The organism is Aquincola sp. J276 (assembly GCF_024700035.1).
Classification (GTDB): Bacteria; Pseudomonadota; Gammaproteobacteria; order Burkholderiales; family Burkholderiaceae_C; genus Aquincola; species Aquincola tertiaricarbonis.
This window is the reverse complement of sequence record NZ_JAJONC010000002.1, coordinates 177,810-198,019: the sequence shown is the minus strand read 5'-3', so window position 1 is coordinate 198,019 and position 20,210 is coordinate 177,810. Positions and strand designations below refer to the sequence as shown.

The 20,210-nt window shown below is 73.7% G+C and carries 13 protein-coding genes and 2 pseudogenes; 9 read left to right on the top strand and 6 right to left on the bottom strand.

The features are described from left to right. The first annotated feature begins 19 nt into the window (after positions 1-19). From LRS14_RS18765 to LRS14_RS18755, 3 genes are all read left to right on the top strand, one after another. Positions 20-724: a dienelactone hydrolase family protein gene (locus LRS14_RS18765; protein WP_257800623.1), complete on the top strand. Its 705-nt coding sequence runs from the start codon at positions 20-22 to the stop codon at positions 722-724. A 16-nt stretch (positions 725-740) separates the two neighbouring features. Further along, entirely contained in the window at positions 741-1,895 is a 1,155-nt protein-coding gene (locus LRS14_RS18760; RefSeq protein WP_257800622.1) for a PHB depolymerase family esterase, read from the top strand. 101 nt (positions 1,896-1,996) lie between these two features. Next, a complete protein-coding gene (locus tag LRS14_RS18755; protein WP_257802170.1) occupies positions 1,997-3,958 on the top strand; it encodes a gamma-glutamyltransferase family protein in 1,962 nt (653 codons plus the stop codon). Positions 3,959-3,984: 26 nt separating this feature from the next. On the opposite strand, the gene LRS14_RS18750 is transcribed toward LRS14_RS18755, so the two are convergent. Next, positions 3,985-6,144, bottom strand: a complete 2,160-nt coding sequence (locus tag LRS14_RS18750) for a hypothetical protein (RefSeq protein WP_257800621.1) — start codon at positions 6,142-6,144, stop codon at positions 3,985-3,987. Between the two features lie 203 nt (positions 6,145-6,347). On the opposite strand from LRS14_RS18750, the gene LRS14_RS18745 reads away from it, so the two are divergent. After that, a complete protein-coding gene (locus tag LRS14_RS18745) occupies positions 6,348-7,352 on the top strand; it encodes a methyl-accepting chemotaxis protein (RefSeq protein ID WP_257800620.1) in 1,005 nt (334 codons plus the stop codon). Between the two features lie 67 nt (positions 7,353-7,419). On the opposite strand, the gene LRS14_RS18740 is transcribed toward LRS14_RS18745, so the two are convergent. Further along, positions 7,420-7,887, bottom strand: coding sequence for a RidA family protein (locus LRS14_RS18740; RefSeq protein ID WP_257800619.1), 468 nt, complete (start codon positions 7,885-7,887; stop codon positions 7,420-7,422). Between LRS14_RS18740 and recC the strand changes: the two are divergent. The 4 genes and pseudogenes from recC to recD form a co-directional block, all read left to right on the top strand. Next, positions 7,886-10,288: pseudogene (gene recC / locus LRS14_RS18735) on the top strand (exodeoxyribonuclease V subunit gamma); the annotation flags it as partial. The gene LRS14_RS18740 and the pseudogene recC sit on opposite strands and share 2 nt — an antisense overlap. Then, complete coding sequence (locus LRS14_RS18730; RefSeq protein ID WP_310740900.1) at positions 10,221-11,351, top strand: hypothetical protein; 1,131 nt, start codon at positions 10,221-10,223, stop codon at positions 11,349-11,351. The pseudogene recC and the gene LRS14_RS18730, both read left to right, overlap by 68 nt. Then, positions 11,348-15,025 (top strand): exodeoxyribonuclease V subunit beta, encoded by a 3,678-nt coding sequence (gene recB / locus LRS14_RS18725; protein WP_257800618.1) that lies wholly within the window; start codon positions 11,348-11,350, stop codon positions 15,023-15,025. Before LRS14_RS18730 ends, recB begins: the two co-directional genes overlap by 4 nt. Further along, positions 15,022-16,902 carry an exodeoxyribonuclease V subunit alpha gene (gene recD, locus LRS14_RS18720; protein WP_257800617.1) on the top strand — a complete coding sequence of 627 codons (1,881 nt, stop codon included), beginning with the start codon at positions 15,022-15,024 and terminating at the stop codon, positions 16,900-16,902. The genes recB and recD overlap by 4 nt, the downstream gene beginning before the upstream one ends. 21 nt (positions 16,903-16,923) lie before the next feature. Here the strand turns inward: recD and LRS14_RS18715 are convergent, their stop codons facing one another. Beyond that, on the bottom strand, positions 16,924-17,613 hold the full coding sequence (locus LRS14_RS18715) for a YafY family protein (RefSeq protein WP_257800616.1): 690 nt from the start codon (positions 17,611-17,613) through the stop codon (positions 16,924-16,926). A gap of 220 nt (positions 17,614-17,833) precedes the next feature. Further along, positions 17,834-17,881 (bottom strand): annotated as a pseudogene (locus LRS14_RS18710) (hypothetical protein); the annotation flags it as partial. 222 nt (positions 17,882-18,103) lie between these two features. On the opposite strand from LRS14_RS18710, the gene LRS14_RS18705 reads away from it, so the two are divergent. Continuing rightward, on the top strand, positions 18,104-19,297 hold the full coding sequence (locus tag LRS14_RS18705) for a hypothetical protein (RefSeq protein WP_257800615.1): 1,194 nt from the start codon (positions 18,104-18,106) through the stop codon (positions 19,295-19,297). A gap of 89 nt (positions 19,298-19,386) precedes the next feature. Here the strand turns inward: LRS14_RS18705 and LRS14_RS18700 are convergent, their stop codons facing one another. Further along, positions 19,387-19,713, bottom strand: a complete 327-nt coding sequence (locus tag LRS14_RS18700) for a hypothetical protein (RefSeq protein WP_046112053.1) — start codon at positions 19,711-19,713, stop codon at positions 19,387-19,389. 52 nt (positions 19,714-19,765) lie between these two features. Continuing rightward, positions 19,766-20,176 (bottom strand): hypothetical protein, encoded by a 411-nt coding sequence (locus LRS14_RS18695; RefSeq protein ID WP_046112054.1) that lies wholly within the window; start codon positions 20,174-20,176, stop codon positions 19,766-19,768. Between the last annotated feature and the right edge of the window lie 34 nt (positions 20,177-20,210).

Here is a 20,210-nt window from a genome sequence, read left to right as displayed (position 1 = left end):
AGCCAGCACAGGAGTACCGATGAGCAGTCAATGGATCACCATCAACGCCCAGGACGGCGGGCAGTACGGCGCCTACCTGGCCTTGCCGCCGGCCGGCACCGGCCCGGGGCTGGTGCTGTTCCAGGAGATCTTCGGCGTCAATGCGCACATCCGCGCGGTGGCCGACCAATATGCGCAGGACGGCTTCGTGGTGCTGGCGCCCGACGTGTTCTGGCGCGACGCACCGCGCGTGGAGCTGGGCTACAGCGGGCCCGACTATGACCGCGCGATCGAGCTGATGAAGGCCGCCAGGCCCGAGCAGCTGGCCGCCGACATCAAGACCACCGTGGCCACGCTGCGCGCCCGCACCGAGGTGGACGCGGCCGGCGGCAAGGTGGGCACCATCGGCTACTGCATGGGCGGCCGGCTGGCCTACATCGCCGCCGCCGATCCTGGCGTGGACGCGGCGGTGTGCTACTACGGCGGCGGCATCCACGACCAGCTACAGCGCAGCGGCAGCATCAGCTGCCCGATCCAGTTCCACTACGCGGAACAGGACCACGCCATCCCGCTGGACAAGGTGGAACAGGTGCGCACCGCCTTTGCCGGCAAGCCGGCCGAGGTGCATGTGTACCCGGGCGCCACGCACGGCTTCAACTGCTGGGCGCGTGGCTCCTACCATCCTGCATCGGCTGCATTGGCGCACGGACGCTCGCTGCAGTTCCTGGCCCAGCAGCTGTTCTAGCCACGGCACCGCGGCCGTGGCCAAGCGCAGCCTCGTCGCCTCCTGGGCCCGGCTGTTCAACCGCGGCAGCAAGGTGCTGGCCAAGGCCGCGGTGCGGCAGCAGAAGGCGCTGCTCAAGCCGGTGAAACCGGCCCGTAAGGCCGCTGCCGCCCAGCCCAAGCCGCTGGTACCGGCCACGCCCCGGGTTGCCCGGCCAGCCGTGAAGGCACGCCCTGCGCCGCTGACCCGTGCCGGCCGCATCGCCAAGCCGGCGCTGGATGCCATCGCCGCCCAGCACCGCTTCCCGAAGGCGCGCGGCGACTGGCTGCCCGGCCTGGCCATCGGGCCGGCCGGCACGCGGCGCTTCACGCTCTACCGCCCCGCCGCGCTGCGCGGTCCGCCGCAGGGCATGGCGATGGGGCAGCCGCTGGCCCCGGCGCCGCTGGTGGTGATGCTGCACGGCTGCGCGCAGAACGGCCGCGGCCTGGCGATCAGCAGCCGCATGCACCGGCTGGCCGACCGGCATGGCTTCTTCGTGCTGTACCCTGAGCAGGACACGCTGGCCCATCCGCAAGGCTGCTGGCGCTGGTACGAGCTGCGCTCGGGCCATGCACAGGCCGAGGCACAGACGCTGCAGCTGATGCTGGACCAGGTGGGCCTGCGCCATGCCATCGACCGCACGCGCGTGGCCGTGGCGGGCCTGTCGGCCGGCGCCGGCATGGCCGCGCTGATGGCCACCCGCGAGCCGCTGCGTTATGCCGCGGTGGTGATGCATTCGGGCGTGGCACCCGGCAGCGGCCGCTCCACCGCCACCGGACTGCAGGCCATGCGCGGCGGCGGCAGCGTGGCCCTGCCGCCGGGCGTGGTGCTGCCGCCCCTGATGGTGCTGCAAGGCAGTGCCGACCGCGTGGTGGACCCGGCCAACGGCCGCGCCGCCGCCGAGGCCTGGGCCCAGGCCGCCGGCGCCCGGGCGGGCAAGCCGCGCAACCTGCAGCGCGGCACCCGCCATGCGATGACCGTCACCGACTACCGCCGCGCCCGCAGGACGATGGTGCGGCTGGTGGAGATCCAGGGCCTGGGCCACGCCTGGAGCGGCGGCGATGCCGCCCAGAGCTACAGCGACCCCGCCGGGCCGGATGCGTCGCGCCTGGCCTGGGCCTTCATGCAGGCCTGCTTCCGCCGGGCGGCCTGAATGCGGCGCGTGCATGGTTCTTGCTGATTGGCGGGGCTGCGCTGGCGGCGGATAGTCGGCCGCCTGCGCACCACTCGTCTTTGGAGCAAACCTTGATCCCAATGAACCGCCGGCTACTCGTCCTGACCCCGCTCGCCGCTGCTTCGGCCCTGGCCCTGTCGGGCTGCTTCTTCAGTGATTCCGACGGCCCCGAGATGGGCTGCGAGATCCTCAGCGACAGCGGCGGCAGCGTCGTCGTGGGCTCCGGCCTGCCGGGCGACCCCGCCGCGCCCGAGCCCGCCAGCGGCTACCGCACCGGCAAGAAAGTTGTCTATTCAAGCAAGTACATGGTGGCCACGGCCAACCCGCTGGCCAGCAAGGCCGGCTGCGAGGTGCTCAAGAGCGGCGGCAGCGCGGTGGACGCGGCCGTGGCCGTGCAGGCCGTGCTGGGCCTGGTGGAGCCGCAGTCCAGCGGCATCGGCGGCGGCGCCTTCATGCTGCACTACAACGCCCGCACCAAGGCCGTGACCGCCTACGACGGCCGCGAGACCGCGCCCGCGGCCGCCACCGAGAACTACATCCGCTGGATCGACGACACCAGCAACCGCACCGCGCCGGTGCCCAGCGCGCGCGCCAGCGGCCGCTCCATCGGCGTGCCTGGCGCGGTGAAGATGCTGGGCCTGGCCCACAGCGAGCATGGCAAGAAGCCGTGGAAGGACCTGTTCCAGCCCGGCATCGACCTGGCGACCAACGGCTTCCTGATCAGCGGGCGCATGTCCGACGCCATCGCCGGCGCGGCCACCAACTTCCTGCGCGATGCCGATGCCACCGCCGCCTACCTGAATGCCGACGGCACGCCCAAGGCGCTGGGCACCACCTTCAAGCTGCCCGCCTATGCGGCCACGCTCACCACGCTGGCCAACGGCGGCGCCGATGCGCTGTACAACGGCCCGCTGGCCCAGGCCATCGTGGACAAGGCAGGCGTGTCGGTGGGTGCCAATGGCGCGCCCATCACGCCCAGCAAGCTCACGCTGTCCGACCTGTCCAGCTACCAGGCCAAGAAGCGCGAAGCCATCTGCACCACCTACCGCGCCACTTACATGGTCTGCGGCATGCCGCCGCCGTCGTCCGGTGGCCTGGCCGTGGCCCAGATGCTGGGCATCGTCGAGAACTTCGACCTGGCCTCGCTCAAGCCCACCAACATCGACGGCGAAGGCGGCAAGCCCACGGTGATGGGCGTGCACCTGCTGTCGGAAGCCGGCCGCCTGGCCTATGCCGACCGCAACAAGTACGTGGCCGACACCGACTTCGTGCCGCTGCCCGGCGGCTCACCGGCGGCGATGGTGGACAAGAACTACCTGAAGAGCCGCGCCGCGCTCATCAGCATGACGCGGAGCATGGGCACCGCGCAGCCGGGCACCTTCGGCACCGCCACGCCCAGCGGCACCAGCACCGCGCCGGAAGCCGGCACCACCCACATGACCATCGTGGACCGCGAAGGCAACGTGGTGTCGATGACCACCACGGTGGAAGCGGGCTTCGGCTCCTACCACATGACCAACGGCTTCATCCTGAACAACCAGCTCACCGACTTCGATGCGCCGGTGGATGCGGCCGGCCTGCCCATCGCCAACCGGCCGGGCCCGGGCAAGCGGCCGCGCAGCTCGATGGCGCCCACGCTGGTGTTCAAGCTCAATGCCGACGGCAGCGCGGGCGACTTCGCGCTGGCCACCGGCTCGCCGGGCGGCGCCACCATCATCCAGTACGTGGCCAAGACGGTGGTCGGGGCGCTGGACTGGGGGCTGGATGCGCAGCAGGCCACCTCGCTGGTGGACTTCGGCGCCGCCAACTCGGCCACCACCAACGTGGGCGGCGAGCATCCGGCCATCGACACCAGCAACGGCGGCAACAACGACCCGCTGGTAACCGGCCTGCGCGCACTGGGCCACACGGTGAACCTGAATGCGCAGAGCAGCGGCATTGGCACCATCATGCGGTCCAGCGTCAACGGCCGCAGCGTGCTGGCCGGCGGCGCCGATCCGCGGCGTGAAGGCCTGGTGCTGGGCGACAGCTTCAAGCCTTGAAGCCGGAGCGATGAAGCCTTGAGCCGCTAGAAGAGCGGCCAGCGTGGCGCCCACCCCAGGCGCCACGCTCCCCAAGCGGCGGCGGCCAGCACCGCCACCAGCGCCAGCGCGCCCAGGGCCCAGCCCCAGCCGTGCCGTTCGGCGAAAGGGTCGGGCCGGCGCAGCGTGCCGCGCGGCAGCTGCGCCGTCTGCGACAGCGAGGCGCCCAGCCGCACGTTCAGCCGCATGCGGCCATTGATGGCCCAGCCGCTGGCGTCCAGGATCGGCCCCAGGCTGCGCTGGCGCAGCTTCAGCCAGGCGATGAGCATGCTGGGACCGGAGATCGACAGCACGATGCCGGCCACCGCCACCGGGATCCACCAGCCCAGGTCCACGAACTTGGTGAACACGCCCACCAGCACCGCGCTGATGCTGCCCAGGGCCACGCCCAGCGCCGCCACGGTGCCCACGTCGATGCGCGCGCGTGCGGCGGCGGCATCGGCCGGCGTGGCCGGCGCGGCACTGGCCACCGCACCCACCGGCGGCGACTTGTCCGCGGTGGCAATGCGCCCGGCCCAGCCGCCCAGCCGGCCCTCGGCGGTGGCGTCGCTGGCAGCGGCGCGCTTGGCCACCTGCTCCTCGATCATGCGCAGGAACTTCTTGTACGGCGACAGGAAGGCCTGGCCGATGCTGATGGGGTTCTCGATCACCTTGACGATGCGGGCATCCCAGTCGCGGCCCTGGCGGTCGTAGAACAGGCCATTGCGGCCGACGAAGAGGAAGTCCACGTCGCCCGCGGTGAAAGCCGCGGCCACCGTCATCTTCTCCGTGCCGCGGGTGCATTCGCAGTAGGCCAGGTAGGCCTTGGCCAGGCCGGCGATGACCGCATGCTTGGCGGCATCGGCCACGTTCACGGTGAGGTCGCAGCTGCGGCCGTCCAGGTACAGCCGGCCGGCCTGGAAGATGGCGCCTTCGCGCTTGTAGAAGGCGGCGAAGGAGACGAAGTTGCGCAGCAGCACCCGCAGGTCGCGCTGCAGCCGCAGCAGCTTCTCGAGGTCGTTCACATGGCCGTGCAGCGGCGCGGCGGCTTGGTCCTCGGCGATCAGGGCCAGCACCTGCTGGCGGCGCGCGGGCAGGTCGTCGCCCAGCACGGCCTGCAGCTTGTCCACGCCCGATGCAGCCAGCGCGCCGCCCGGCCGCGCGGCCAGCCAGGCACGGCACGGCGCCACGCGCGCCTTCAGCCGCTGCCAGCCGGCTTCGTCCAGCAGGGCTTGGTGCTGCTGCAGCAGCGGCTGCACCGCCACCTCGTGCAGCGTGGCCAGCGCGGCCTGCCAGGCGGGGTTGGCGCCTTCGCCCAGCGGCAGCGGCTGGCCCGCCGCCACCGGCGCCAGCGGCATCTGCAGCAGCGGATCGGTGGCCAGCGACAGGCGCACCGTGGCCAGCTTGCGCAGTTCCTCCACCGTGGGGGCGTTCAGGGCCTCCGCGGCGCGGGGGTCGTAGCTGGCCAGGCGGCAGCGGGCGAAGTAGTCCTCCACCTTGTCGTGCACCGCATCCACTGCCTGGGCGGCGGCGCGCAGCGGGCCGCAGTCGGCCTCGCCGCGGGCATGCCAGTCCAGCAGGGCCTGCGCCGCATCGAAGAAGGCATGGGCGCGCGCTTCGTCCAGCCCCGGCGTGCCGCCGGCATCGGGCACGCCGCCCTGGCTGCCCAACGCCAGCTCGATGACCGCCTGCAGCGCCGCATCGTCGCCCGCGCTGGCGGGGATGACGATGCCGTCGCCATTGAAGCGCTCGCCGGCCAGGTGCTTCTGCCGCTCCGTGATCTCCGGCAGGCCGATGTCGGGCGCATCGGCGACGCCATGGCGCTGCAGCGTGCGGCGGGCCTCGTCGGCCAGGCCGCGGCCTTCCTCGGTGTCGGCCAGCGAGGCCAGCGCCAGGCGGTCGCCACCGCGGATCAGCTGCTGCGGATCGGCCAGCCGCTCGCAGGCCCAGCGGCAGGCGGCCAGCAGCTCGGGCGCGCGGATGCGGCCATCGTGGTCGGTGTCGATGAGGTCCAGCGTGCGCGGGTCGAAGTCGATGCCGCGGGTGGGGCAGGCCAGGGCCACCCACAGCTTCTGGTCGAGCTCGTGCAGGTGGGCGATGTCGGCGCCGCTGGCGATGACGACCTGGTCGACACCGCCGGCGCGCTGGAATTGCCAGGCATGGGCCATCGGTACATGGGGCGCGCATCGGCGCGGCGGGCAAAACACCGCAGTCTGTCGGGCGTGGCAAGGGCCGTCTGTCGTCGCCGGCCAAGCGCGGCTGTAGGACGAAGCCGGTGGCCGGCCTCCCTCCGTTGGGTGGACCGGCCGGCGCGGCATCAAGCGGCGGCGGGTGCGTCCGAATCTGCTGGTACATCCACCAGCCGCCTCCCATGCGCACAGCCCTGCCCATCACGCAGCGGGAGCATCCGCTCGCCGACGGCCTGCTGCTGCTGTCCACCGGCGATCTGGACACCCGCATCACCTACTGCAATGCCGCGCTGGTGGAAGCCAGCGGCTACGGCCCGCAGGAGCTGATCGGCATGCGCTGCGAAGTGCTGTGCCATCCCGACGTGCCTTCCGAGCTGTTCCGGCAGCTGTGGCGCGCGGTGCTGGCCGGACGGCGCTGGACCGGCACGCTGAAGCACCGCCGCAAGAACGGGGACCACTTCTGGATGGTGGCCGACATCGCCCCGCTGGTGCAGCAGGGCCGCACCATCGGCTACATGGTGGCTGAGCTGCCGGCCACCCGGGCCCAGGTGGCGCAGGCCGAGCGCCTGTATGCCCGGCTGCGGATGCCGCAGGGCCGGCTGTGGCAACGCATGCAGGCCCTGGGCCGGCCGGCGCCGGGCCTGCGGGCCACCAGCCTGCTGGCGGGCCTGGTGGCCGCGGCCACCGGCGGGGTGCTGGGCCTGGGCACGGCCCGGCTGCTGCCCAGCCTGGGGCCGCACGCCGCCCTGCTGCCGCCCGCGGTGGCCGGTGCGCTGCTGCTGGCACTGCTGGCCGCGGCGGTGCTAGGCTGGCTGCTGGCGCTGGCCTGGGCCGCCGCCAGTGCGGCCTGGCAGGCGCGCCGGCTGCGCCGACGGCTGGCGGCCCTGGGCCCGCAAGGCGGGTTGCAGGCGCCGCATGACCTGCCGGTGGAGCCGACGGCGCCCACGGTGCCCGTGACGACGCTGGCGCCCCCGCCACCCGCGCCGCAGCGCATGGCGGAGGTGGCCGGGCTGGTCGACTCGCTGGCCTTCCAGAGCCATGTGCTGGCGCTCAGCGCCTCGGTGGAGGCAGCGCGGGCCGGCCGCCACGGCCGGGGCTTCAGCCGCGTGGCCGCCGAGATGGAGGTGCTGGCCCGGCGCTGCGCCGAGGCCGCGCGCGAGCTGCGCTCGGCCCTCGGGCAGGACTGAGAGCCCACCCTGCTCAAGACCCGGTCGGGCCGGCCGGTCCGCTGGGTGCCGCGCGCCGGAGCCGCCTTCAGCGGAAGCGGACCACGGCCTCGATCTCCACCGCGAAGCCCATCGGCAGCGAGCCCACGCCGATGGCCGAGCGCGCATGCCGGCCGCGCTCGCCCAGCAGCTGCACCCAGAGGTCGGAGAAGCCGTTGACCACCTCGGTGTGCTCGGTGAAGTCGGGCACGGCATTGACCATGCCGAACACCTTGACCACCTGCGCGATGCGCTCCAGGTCGCCCAGCGCCTGCTTCACCACGGCGAGCTGGTAGAGGGCGATGTCGTGCGCATGGGCGCGCGCCTGGGCCACCGACACCTGGCCGCCCACCTTGGGCACCGGCACCGTGCCGGCATCGCGCGAGGGCAAGCCCTTGCCGGACAGGTAGAGCAGGTCGCCGGCCAGGGTGCAGGGCTGGAAGTTGCCGCGCGGTGCGACCAGCGCGGGCAGCACCAGGCCGGCGGCGGCCAGGCGGGTTTCGACGGTATCGGTCATGTTGGCCATGCGGAGGGTGGACTGCGGCGGCAACAGCTTAGCCGGCCGGCGCACCGCAGGTTCCGGGGTAGGCTCTGCAGCCCCGCCCCGAGTCGCACCCCACCGCCCGCCGATGCTGCAGATCCATTTCGCCAACCGCCTGGAATCGCTCACCACGCTGCTGCTGGCGCGGCTGGGCGAAGACGGGCGCGGCGATCCGCTGGCGGCGGCCCAGGTCATCGTGCCCAGCGCGGCGATGCAGCGGCACCTGACGCTGGCCGCCGCCGCCGCGCACGGCATCTGCGCCAACGTGGCGTTCACCTTCCTGGCGCAGTGGCTGTGGCAGCAGATCGGCCGCGTGCTGCCCGAGGTGCAGGCGGAGTCGCCCTTCGCGCCCGACGTGATGGCCTGGCGGGTGTATGCGGCCTTCGGCGATGCGGCCTTCGTGGCCGCCCATCCGCGGCTGGCCGCCTACCTGGCCGAGGCCGACGACGTGATGCGGCTGGACCTGGCCCGCCGCAGCGCCGGCCTGCTGGAGCAGTACATCACCTACCGGCCGCAGTGGCTGCAGGCCTGGCTGGCACATGAGCCGGCGCCGCTGGGCACGGCCGAGCCCGCGGCCCGGGCCGACGAAGCCTGGCAGGCCGCGCTGTGGCGCCGCATCGCCGCCGAGCTGCAGCTGAAGGACGACCCCGCGCGGCGGCTGATCGACGTGCTGGAGCAGCCCGGCGGCGTGGAGCGGGCGCGCGAGGCCGGCCTGCCCGCCAGCGCCCATGTGTTCGCGCTGCCGGCCATGCCGCCGATGTACATCCGGCTGCTGCAGGCGCTGGGCCGCTGCATGGCGCTGCAGGTGTACGTGCTCAATCCCTGCCGGGAATACTGGTTCGAGGTGATCGACCGCCGCCGCCTGGCCCACCTGGCGCGCGAGGGCCGCGATGCGCTGCACGAGGAAGGCAACCACCTGCTGGCCGCCTGGGGCCGCCAGACGCAGGCGCAGATCGACCTGCTGGTGGAAGCCGGCGGCGAGGCCCTGGTGGACGACGCGCTGTTCGTGGCGCATGAGGCGCCCACGCTGCTGGCCGCGGTGCAGAACGCGGTGCTCGACCTGGTGGAGCTGCCGCCCGCCAGCCTGCACGCCGACCGCAGCATCGAGGTGCACCGCTGCCATTCGCTCACGCGGCAGCTGGAGGTGCTGCAGGACCAGCTGCTGGCGATGTTCAGCGACCCGGCGCTGCCGGGCCTGCAGCCTTCCGACGTGCTGGTGGTCACGCCCGACCTGGATGCCGCGGCACCGCTGATCGATGCGGTGTTCGGCACCGCGCCGGCCGACCGCCAGCTGCCGTTTGCCGTCACCGGCCGGCCGCGCAGCCGCATCAACCGCTGCGCGCGGGCGCTGCTGGAGCTGCTGTCGCTGCTGGGCTCGCGCCTGCCGGCCAGCGGCCTGCATGGCCTGCTGCAGCAGCCGGTGGTGGCCCGGCGCTTCGGCCTGGATGCCGATGCGCTGGAGCAGGTGCAGGGCTGGCTGGCCGAGGCCGGCGTGCGCTGGGCCTTCGATGCGCAGCATCGCGGCAGCTTCGGCGTGCCGGCCGAGGCCCATCACACGCTGGACGACGGCCTGGCCCGGCTGTTCCTGGGCTATGCGCTGCCGGCGCAGGCCACCGCGCCCTTCGCCGGCCGCCTGCCCGCCGGCGATGCCGAAGGCGGCGAGGCCGACACGCTGGGCGCCTTCTGGCGCTATGCCCGTGCGCTGGCGCAGCTGCAGCGGCGCTGCGCGGTGCCGCACACGCCGGCCGGCTGGCAGGCGTTGCTGCAGCAGGCGATGGACCAGTTCATCCATCCCGACGACGACGAGCTGGAAGACCTGCGCGAGCTGCGCCAGGCGGTGCAGTCGCTGGTGGAGGCGATGGCGCGCGGCGGCCTGGCCGACGAAGGCGCGCAGCCGCTGCCGCTGGCCGTGCTGCGCAGCGCGCTGGAGCGGGCGCTGGACGATCCCGCCCGCGGCGGCGTGCCCACCGGCAGCATCACCTTCTCGTCGATGTCCAGCCTGCGCGGGCTGCCGTACCGCGTGGTGTGCGCCATCGGGCTGGACGACGGCGCCTTCCCCACCGCCACGCGCGAGGCCGAGTTCGACCTGATGGCGCTGCGCCCGCAGCGCGGCGACCGCCAGCGCCGCTTCGACGAGCGCAACCTGTTCCTCGACCTGCTGCTGGCCGCGCGCGACCGGCTGCTGCTGGCCTACACCGGCCGCAGCGTGCGCGACAACGCCGAGCTGCCGCCTTCGGTGCTGGTCTCCGAGCTGCTGGACACGCTGGCGCCGGCGGTGCGGCAAGGCCGCGGCGCGCTGGTGGTGGAGCATGCGCTGCAGCCCTTCTCGGCCGACAACTTCCATGTGGACACGCCGCTGCCGCGCCGCAGCTTCCACCGCGAATATGCGCAGGCCCTGGCCGTGCAGCGCCGCCAGCCGCCGGCCGCCGACACCCTGCCGGCCGCCGCCTTCGACCTGCCGGAAGACGACACCGAAGGCGACGACGCCACGCCCGGCCTGCCCGCGCGGCCGCTGTTCGCCCGGCCGCTGCCGCCGCCCCGAGGCCGCCTGGCGGCAGGTGGACATCGCCCAGCTGGCCGAGTTCTTCCGCCACCCCAGCCGCGCGCTGCTGCGCCGCCGGCTGGGCATCGACCTGCCGCAGGCCGCGGACGAGCTGCAGGACGACGAACCCTTCGTGGCCGACCGCGCCGGCCGCCAGGCGATGGCCGCGCGGCTGCTGCCGCTGCTGCTGCAGGGCGCCGATGCCGCCACGGTGCAGGCGCTGGCCGAGGCCGGCACCGAATATCCGCCCGGCGCCCTGGGGGCCCAGCAACGGGCGGCCGAGCTGGCGCAGCTGATGCAGTTCGCCGCGCAGGTGCGCGAAGCCACGCAGCAGGCGCCGCTGCCGGCGCAGCATGTGCACCTGGCGCTGGACGTGGCCGGCGAGCCCTGGCAGCTGCAGGGCAGCTTTGCCGAACTGCGGGCCGAAGGCGACGGCTGGCGCCACTACCGCTGGCACTACGACAACACCCGCCCGGTGGACTACCTGCAGGCCTGGCTGCCGCACCTGCTGCTCAACGTGCAGCAGCCCGGCACCGTCACCCGGGTGTGGTCGCGCGACGGCAGCTTCGTGCTGCGGCCGGTGCCCGGGGCCGCCGCCACGCTGCGCACGCTGGTGGACTTGTATAGGCAAGGCCTGCAGGCACCGCTGCACTTCTTTCCCAGGACCTCGTGGGCGCAGGCCACCGGCGCCTCGCGCAGCCAGGTGGAAGCCACCTGGCGACGCGGCCCGCAGCGCCCCTTCGCGGAGGAAGCCGACGCCGCCCACCGCCTGGTGCTGCGCGGCCTGCCCGACCCGCTGGACGAGGCCTTCATGCAGGTCGCCGACGCGGTGTACCGCCCGCTGCTGGCCGCGCTGGACGACCCGCGCGTGACCGCCGACGCCAAGGAACCGGCATGAGCCCGCTCGACGTCTTTCGCTGCCCGCTCGGCGGCATCAACCTGATCGAAGCCTCCGCCGGCACCGGCAAGACCTGGAACATCTGCGGCCTGTACCTGCGGCTGCTGCTGGAGCGTGCGCTGCCGGTGCAGCACATCCTGGTGGTGACCTTCACCAATGCCGCCACCGCCGAGCTGCGCGACCGCATCCGCACCCGCATCGCCGAGGTGCTGGCCTGGCTGCGCGGCCCGCAGGTGGCCGAAGGCGCCGACCCGTTCATCACCGGCCTGCTGCAGGCCCTGCGCGACGACCCGGCGCTGGACGACGACACGCTGCGCCAGCGGCTGGACAGCGCGCTGCAGACCTTCGACGAAGCCGCCATCTTCACCATCCACGGCTTCTGCCAGCGGGCGCTGGCCGACACGCCCTTCACCGCGCAGATGCCGCTGTCGCTGGAGCTGGTGGCCGACGACAGCGACCTGCTGCACCAGGTGGCCGCCGACCTCTGGCGCCGCGAGGTGGCCGCGCCCGGCCTGCCGCCGCTGCTGGCCGCCGAGCTGGCCCGCGGCAAGGACACGCCCGACACCTGGGCCGCGCTGCTCAAGCGCCGGCTGGCCAAGCCGCTGTCGGCGGTGCTGTGGCCCGACGGGCTGGACACCGCCGCCGATCCCGCCACGCTGGCGGCACCGCTGCAGGCAGCGCACGATGCCGCACGCCAGCTGTGGCAGGCCGGCCGCGCCGCGACGGTGCAGGCCCTGATGGACGGGCTGCCCCGCCTGAGTGCCAACACCTACAAGCCCGAGGCGGTGCTGGCCGCGGCCGAGGGCTGGGACCAGGTGCTGGCCGGCGCCGATGCCGCCGCGGCCCTGGCGCTCACGCCCAAGGGCCTCGACCTGCTGGGCCGCGACCGCATCGAGGCGCGCACGAAGAAGGGCCTGGTGCCGCCGGCCCATGCCTTCTTCGGCGCGGCCCAGGCGCTGCTGGATGCGCGTGCGGCCGCGGCCCAGGCCGTGGCCCTGCAGCGGCTGGCGTTGCTGCGCCGCGTGCTGGAACAGGGCGCGCAGGCGGTGCGCGACCACAAGCGCGAGCAGCGCGTCATCGCCTTCGACGACATGCTCTACAACCTGCACGAGCGGCTGGCCGGCCCGCATGGCCCGGCGCTGGCCGACTCGCTGCGGGCGCGCTTTCCGGCGGCGCTGATCGACGAGTTCCAGGACACCGACCCGCTGCAGTTCGCCATCTTCCAGCGGCTGTATGCGGATGGCCTGCGGCCGCTGTTCTTCGTCGGCGACCCCAAGCAGGCGATCTACAGCTTCCGCAATGCGGACCTGCACACCTACCTGCATGCGCGCGCCCAGGCCACGGCCGAGTACACGCTGGGCGACAACCAGCGCTCCAGCGCGGCGCTGATCGGCGCGCTGAATGCCTTCTTCGGCCGCAATCCGCGGGCCTTCCTGCTCAACGACCTGGAGTACCGGCCGGTGGGCGTGGGCGCCAAGCCGCGCACCCGGTTCGAAGACCGCAGCCAGCCGGCGCGGGCGCCGCTGCACTGCTGGTCGCTGCCGCCGGATGCCGAGGGCCAGCCGCTGGCCAAGTCGCAGGCGCTGGGCCGCACCGCCCATGCCTGCGCGGCGGAGGTCTCGCGGCTGCTGCGGGCCGCCCGGGCCGGCGAGCTGACGCTGGGCGCGCGGCCGCTGGCGGCCGGCGACATCGCGGTGCTGGTGCGCAGCCATTCGCAGGGCGCCCGCATGCGGCTGGCGCTGGCGGCGCTGAACATCGGCAGCGTGGAGCTGTCGCAGGCCAGCGTGTTCCAGGGGCCGGATGCGGAGGCGATGGAATGGCTGCTGGCCGCCATCCTCGAGCCCACGCGCGAACGCCGCCTGCGTGCGGCCCTGGCCACCGAATGGATGGGGCTGGACGCCGGCGAGATCGATGCGGTGTCGGCCGACGAGAGCCGGCTGCTCGCCCTGGTGCAGCGCTTCGCGCAGTACCGCCATGTGTGGCTGGACCGCGGCGTGGGCGTGATGCTGCGCCACTGGATGCAGGGCGAGGCGGTGGCCGAACGGCTGCTGGCCCGCAGCGACGGCGAGCGCCGCCTGACCAACCTGCTGCACCTGGCCGAGCTGCTGCATGCCGCGGCCGAGCAGCACAGCGCACCGGCCGCGCTGCTGCAATGGCTGCAGCGCCAGCGACAGGCAGGCCAGGCCGACGAGGCGGCGCAGCTGCGGCTGGAAAGCGACCGCAACCTGGTGCAGATCGTCACCGTGCACAAGAGCAAGGGGCTGGAGTATCCGGTGGTGTTCTGCCCCTTCCTGTGGGACGGCCGGGCCATGCCCGAGCCCGGCGGCGATGCGGTGGAGTACCACGATGCCGACGGCCGCCCGGTGCTGGACTTCCGCCTGCACGACAAGGCGGCGCTGGCCGAGATCAAGGCCCAGCGCAAGCGCGACGCTGCGGCCGAATTCCTGCGGCTGGTGTACGTCGCGCTCACCCGCGCGGTGCACCGCTGCTACCTGGTGACCGGCGCCTATGCGGTGCGCAACAGCTGCACCGAGGCCAACCGCAGCCTGCTCAACTGGCTGGCCGCCGGCGCGGGCCTGGATCCCGAGGCCTGGGGCACGCACAAGAACCCGGCCGAATGGGTCACCGCCGAATGGGCTTCGCTGGCGGCCGAGTGCACGCCCGACATCGTGCACGAGCCCCTGCCCACCGAGCCCGGCCTGCCGGTGCCGCCGGCCGAGACCGCGGCCGATGCGCTGGTGGCCCTGCCGCCGCCCGCGGTGCTGCCGCAGGCCTGGTGGATCGGCAGCTACAGCAGCCTGGCCTCCGGCGCGCGGCACGAGGCGGCGGCCATCGACCATGACCTGCGTGCGCAGCCTGCGGACCTGCCAGTGCCCGCCCCACGCGGCCGGCTGGCCGAGGACGACATCCTGCGCTTTCCGCGCGGCCCGGCGGCCGGCGATGCACTGCATGCGGTGTTCGAGCAGGTGCGCTTCGACGACGCCACGCAGTGGCCCGAGGGCATCCGCCGCGCGCTGGCACTGCATCCGCAGCCGCTGTCCACCGCCCACCTCACCGGCGAGCAGCCGCCGCTGGAGCCGATGCTGCTGCGCATGCTGGACGACGTGCTCAACACCCCGCTGCCCACCGGCGACGCGCAGGCCGGGCCGGTGCGGCTGTCGTCGCTCATGCCGCGGCAGCAGCTGGTGGAGCTGGAGTTCACGCTGCCTTCGCGCGGGCTGACCGCCGGCGACCTGACCGAGGCGCTGCGCGACCTGGGCTATCCCACGCCGTCGCTGGTGTTCGGCGGGCTGGAGGGCTACCTGCGCGGCTTCATCGACCTGGTGTTCGAGCATGGCGGGCGCTACTACCTGCTGGACTGGAAGTCCAACCACCTGGGCGACGCCGCCGAGCACTACGGCCGCGAGGCGCTGGCCGATGCGATGGCCGGGCACGGCTACCACCTGCAGTACCTGCTGTATGCGGTGGCGCTGCAGCGGCACCTGCAGCGCAGGCTGCCGGATTACCGGCATGAACGCCATTTCGGCGGCGTGTTCTACCTGTTCGTGCGCGGCGTGCGGCCCGGCTGGCAGCAGCCCGACGGCCTGCCGGCCGGCGTGTATTTCCATCGGCCGGCCGAGGCGACGTTGCAGCGGCTGTCGGCCCTGCTGGGCGAAACGGAGGCGGCGGCATGACGGAAGCGGTGTCCTTTTCCGGCGAGGCGCCGACCGCCACCGCCTGGCTGGCCGAGGGCCTGGGCGACTGGCTGGCGCGCTGGTGCGCCGAGCAGGGCGGCAGCGCGGACGACGCCGAGATCGCCCGCCACGCCGGCCAGGCGCTGAGCCTGGCCACGCGCGAGGGCCATGTATGCCTGTCGCTGGCCGACATCGCCGCCGCGGCCGAGCCGGTCATCTCGCCGCAGGCGCTGCGGGCCGCGCTGCTGCGATCGGGCGTCGTCGGCACCCCGGCCGCGCCGGGCGCCATGCCGCTGGTGCTGGACGACGACGGCCGGCTCTACCTGCACCGCTACTTCGACCATGAACGCCGGCTGGCCAAGCGCCTGGCCACCAGCGCACAGGCCACGCCCACGCTGCCCGGGCCCGAAGTGGCCAAGCGGCTGCAGGGCCTGTTCAAGGCCAATGCGGCGGTGCTGCACGGCGAGGCCGACTGGCAGCAGCTGGCCGCCGCGCTGGCGCTGCGCGGCAAGCTGGCGGTGGTGAGCGGCGGCCCCGGCACCGGCAAGACGACGATGGTGGTCAACCTGCTGGCCTGCCTGCTGACGATGCAGCCGGGCTGCCGCATCGCGCTGGCCGCGCCCACCGGCAAGGCCGCGGCCCGCATGACCGACGCGCTGCGCCAGCGCGCCGCCCACCTGCCCGCGGCGCTGCGCGAGCAGCTGCCCACCTCGGCCGCCACCATCCACCGGCTGCTGGGCGTCACCCGCGAAGGCTTCGCGCACGATGCACGGCATCCGCTGCCCATCGACGCGCTGGTGGTGGACGAAGCCTCGATGCTCGACCTGGCGCTGGCCACCCGGCTGCTGGAAGCGGTGCCGCCGCAGGCGCGCATCGTGCTGCTGGGCGACAAGGACCAGCTGGCCGCGGTGGAATCGGGCGCCGTGTTCGCCGAGCTGAGCGCCGACCCGACCTTGAGCGACGGCGCGCTGGCCGACCTGGCCGCCCTCAGCGGCACGCCGCCGATGCTGATCGCCCCGCCCGCGCCGGCGCGGCCGAGTGCGCTGCACGACAGCGCGGTGTGGTTCACCCAGAACTTCCGCTTCGCGGCCGACAGCGGCATCGGCCTGCTGGCGCGCGAGATCAACACCGGCCAGTCGGCCGCGGTGGTCCGGCGCCTGCGCGCGGCGCAGGGCCGCGGCGCGGCGGGCGAGCCGGATGACGGCGTCACCTGGCTGGAGGACGAAGGCGCCCTGCCCTCCCCGGCCACCCTGGCGGCGGCGCAGGCCGGCTTCGCGCCGCTGCTGCAGGCGGTGGCCGTCGCGCCGGACGACGTGGCGGCGGCCACCGCGGCCTACGAGCGCTTCCGCGTGCTGTGCGCCCAGCGCGAAGGCCCGCGCGGGCTGGTGGAGCTGAACCGGCAGCTCACCGCCCACGCCCGCGCGGCGGCCGGTGGCCCCGCGCAGCCCGGCCCCTGGTACGCCGGCCGCCCGGTGATGGTGCTGCGCAACGATCCGCTGCTGCGCCTGTTCAATGGCGACGTCGGCCTGGCGCTGCCCGCGGCCGACGGCACCTTGCTGGTGTGGTTCGCCGAGGCGGCCGCCGAAGGCGGCTTCCGCCCGGTGGCGCCGGTGCGGCTGCCGCCGCACGAGACGGCCTATGCGATGACGGTGCACAAGTCCCAGGGCTCGGAGTTCGACGAGGTACTGGTGGTGCTGCCCGCCCGCCCCGGCCGCCTGACGAGCCGCGAACTCCTCTACACCGCCGTCACCCGCGCCCGCCGCCGCGTGGCCCTCAGCGGCCCCGAAGCCACCCTCACTGCTGCCATCCAGTCGCCCACGCAGCGGGATTCGGGGCTGCTGGCGCGGTTGGCGGAGGCGTTGGGCAAGCAAGCCTGAGCCGCCCGGAGGTGGCCGGCCTCATGCCGCCACCACCCTCCCCCCATACCCCGCCACCGCCGCCGCCAGTGCGGCCTGCACCTGCTGCAGCAGCAGGTCATCGCCCAGCACGCGCACGTCGCCGCCGTGGCGCAGCACGTCCATGGCCAGTTCGGTGGGGTCGGTGTAGGGCAGGGTCAGGCGGTAGCTGCCGTCGGGCTGGCGCTCGCCCCGCTGCTGCGGATGCCATTGCTCGTTGGCCACCCACTCGGCCGCCTCGGGCGTGAACAGCAGCGTCGCCTCGCGCAGCGTGGTGCCGCCGAACACGCCGTAGCCGGCATCGAGCGCGGCTTCCACCGTGGCGATCGGCACCTCGCGCGCCGGGGTGTCCAGCAGGCGCGCGCTGCGCACCGCGTCCACCGCGAAGCGGCGCAGCCCGTCGCTGGCGTGGCACCAGGCGTCCAGGTACCAGGTGTTGCGGTGGTAGACCAGCCGCTGCGGCGACACCGTGCGCAGCGAGGCCTGCTGCCGGCTGCGCACGTAGTAGTCCAGCTCGGCCTGGCAGCGCTGGGTGATGGCGCTGCCCAGCAGCTCGAAGTGCCGCGGCGACACCGCGCGGCGCGCCGGGCTGGCGATGCGGATGCGCTTCATCAGCGCCATCGCATCGGCCTCGCTGGTGCCCAGCATGCGGTGCAGCTTGTCCAGCAGCGGCTGCAGGTGGCGCGCCAGCACGCCCCCCTTCGTCCAGGCCCTGGATCAGCTGGTGCATCGTCAGCAGCGCATGGATTTCGCGCTCGCTGAACCACACGCCGGGCAGCTCGTGGGTCTTGCCGGCCGCGCCGTCGGGCCCGGCTTCGCCGCCGGACGCCGCGGCGCCCGCGCCCGCCGCGAAGCGGTAGCCGTTGTGGAAGCGGTCGTACTCGATCGGCGCGTCCATGCGGCTGCGCAGGTATTCCAGGTCGCGCTTGAGCGTGGCGCGGGACACGCCCAGCTCGTCCATCAGCTCGTTGAAGCTCACCAGGCCCTGCTCGGGGCGGCGGCTGCGGATCAGCAGCTCGATCTTGTAGAAGCGTTCGGTACGGTCCACGGCGGTAGCAGCGCCCGGCCGGGGCGCCAAGGAAAAAACACACGCAGGGTATCGCAGGCTCACGCCATGAGCCTGTGACCACCCAAACTGGTGTTGCCGGGGTCGTCCCGGTGCCTCCTTCCGGAGCTGTCTTCCATGGCCCAAGCCGCCCTTGCCCTCGCCCTCGACTTCGGTGCCGAGCACCATGCTGCCGGCCATGCCCACGCTCCGTCCGGCGCCCCCACCACCGCCTTCGAGCGCACCGGCTGGGAGATCGGCCGCGACCATGCCCGCTACGGCCTGACGCCGCCGGCCGACCAGATGCTGTTCGGCCATCCGCTGCGCCAGGGCTGGGACGCCGGCCAGCCCGCCTTCCGCCGCCGCACCCGGCCGGCCACGCCGGCCGTGCGCCAGTGGCTCGCACTGCGGCTGCAGGCCTGGCTGCGCGGCGCGGCCTTCGAGGATCTGCAGGTGACGCCGCACCTGATGAAGCAGATCGCCACCACCCAGTGCCCGGTGACCGGCGAGCGCCTGACGCAGTCCACCGGCCACCCCAGCGATGCGGTCGTCGAGCGCCTGAACGCCCAGGCCGCCTATGCGGCCGGCAACCTGGCGATGATGAGCCGCCGGGCCCAGGTCGCCCGTGCCGGCCGCGATGCGCAGGCCGCGCTGCAGGCGGCGCGCGAGGCCGAGGCCCTGCCGGCCGACGAGGCGCTGGAGGGCCTGACCGCCGCGCAGTGGTTGCGCCTGGCGGTGCTGATCAGCTTCGCCACGCCGCTGCAGCACGACCAGGCCGCCGCGCTGCCGCTGGTGCTGCTGCCGCCCAACCGGGTGCGGGTGATCAATCCGGTTCAGGCGCTGCAGGTGGTGCTGTCGCTGCCGTTCGCCGGCACGGCCGACCTGCCGCGGCTGGCGCCGATCGCCGCGCTGGTGCCGGCCCGGGCCCGCCCGGCGTTCCATGTCTTCATGACCACGCTGCTGGCCCGCCGGGTGGCCGGCGGCCATGCCTGGGATGCCGCGGCGATGAAGGCTGCGCTGATCGGCGCCTGGAGCGACCCGCTGGTGCAGCGCCGCTGGCAGCGGCTGTCGCTGGACCTCAGCCCGGCCGAGGCCGATGCGGTGGTGGCCGGCGCGGTGAAGGCCGGCATCGCCGACGCCGGCTGGCGCAGCAGCAGCTTCGCCCAGGCCACCGACGGCTGGGGCTTGGCGCCACTGCACATGCCCCCCGCCACCCAGCCCATCCGCCTGGTACCCGAGCGCCGCGCCGCCAACGGCTCACGCGCCAGCCTGCAGCGCAACACCGCCCGACCGCCCGCCAGCGCCGCTCAGGCAGCAGCGGCGCAGCGCTGACCCGGCACGCAGGCGCCGCCCAAGGCGGCCGCCGGGCCTCCGACGCGGCCGCCGGCCCCCTCGGGGAGCCGCGGAGCTTGGGGGTGAACCTACCTGCCGACGGCGTCGAGCAGCTGCTGCTTGTTCATCCTCGACCGCCCCTTCACGCCCTTCTTCTGCGCCTCGTTGTAGAGCTGCGCATAGGTGCGGCCGCCCTCGCCGCTGTGCGAGCGCTTGCCGCCGCGGTGGCCGGGCGACGCGTCCTTCACTGACGAGCGGCTGGCGGTCTTCGACTCGCCGTGCTGCGCGCGCTCCTTGTTGACGGTGCGCGCCGCGATCTCCTCGGCCACCTTCTCGGGCTTGCCGCGCTGCTTCAGGCCGGTCTTGATGTGGTCGTACTGGCGCTCGCGCTTGGCGGACCAATCGGTGCTGGGCATGGCTGCTCCTTGCTCAAGATGCCCCGTCGGGGCGACATCCCGCTTCGGCAATTCAGATGCCGTCGGGCACGGAATACCACTGCCGCAGCACGTTGATCTCCTCGATCAACGCCGCCTTGCACTTGTCGCAGCAGATGCCGCTCATCGGCCCGATGTTCCAGTTGCAGCCAGTGGCATCGCGCGGGTGCTTGATGATGGCCACGTTGGCCAGGCCGCCGCATTCAGGCCGGTGCCAGGCCACGCCGCGCACCAGCTTCTGCACGTGGCTGGCCGGTATCTGCAGGTGGCCGCGGCTGTCCCAGCGGCCGGCCAGCTGCACCTGCAGGTCCTCGTGCGCCTCGGCGCGCGTCGGGAACGCGACCAGCGAGACCTCCATCGTCGTCAGCGACTTCTGCTGGTCCGAGACCATCGCCCAACGCCACAGAAGATCCACGTCCTGGACGAGCTCGTACTGCCACTCCATATCGACCTCCGCTGCCCTTGCATGCGCCTGACCG

Coding starts and splice junctions, on each gene's coding strand:
- LRS14_RS18765 (WP_257800623.1), top strand. CDS start 20: ATGAGCAGTCAATGGATCACCATCAACGCCCAGGACGGCGGGCAGTAC.
- LRS14_RS18755 (WP_257802170.1), top strand. CDS start 1,997: ATGAACCGCCGGCTACTCGTCCTGACCCCGCTCGCCGCTGCTTCGGCC.
- LRS14_RS18750 (WP_257800621.1), bottom strand. CDS start 6,144: ATGGCCCATGCCTGGCAATTCCAGCGCGCCGGCGGTGTCGACCAGGTC.
- LRS14_RS18745 (WP_257800620.1), top strand. CDS start 6,348: ATGCGCACAGCCCTGCCCATCACGCAGCGGGAGCATCCGCTCGCCGAC.
- LRS14_RS18740 (WP_257800619.1), bottom strand. CDS start 7,887: ATGACCGATACCGTCGAAACCCGCCTGGCCGCCGCCGGCCTGGTGCTG.
- LRS14_RS18730 (WP_310740900.1), top strand. CDS start 10,221: ATGCGCTGCAGCCCTTCTCGGCCGACAACTTCCATGTGGACACGCCGC.
- recB (WP_257800618.1), top strand. CDS start 11,348: ATGAGCCCGCTCGACGTCTTTCGCTGCCCGCTCGGCGGCATCAACCTG.
- recD (WP_257800617.1), top strand. CDS start 15,022: ATGACGGAAGCGGTGTCCTTTTCCGGCGAGGCGCCGACCGCCACCGCC.
- LRS14_RS18705 (WP_257800615.1), top strand. CDS start 18,104: ATGGCCCAAGCCGCCCTTGCCCTCGCCCTCGACTTCGGTGCCGAGCAC.
- LRS14_RS18700 (WP_046112053.1), bottom strand. CDS start 19,713: ATGCCCAGCACCGATTGGTCCGCCAAGCGCGAGCGCCAGTACGACCAC.
- LRS14_RS18695 (WP_046112054.1), bottom strand. CDS start 20,176: ATGGAGTGGCAGTACGAGCTCGTCCAGGACGTGGATCTTCTGTGGCGT.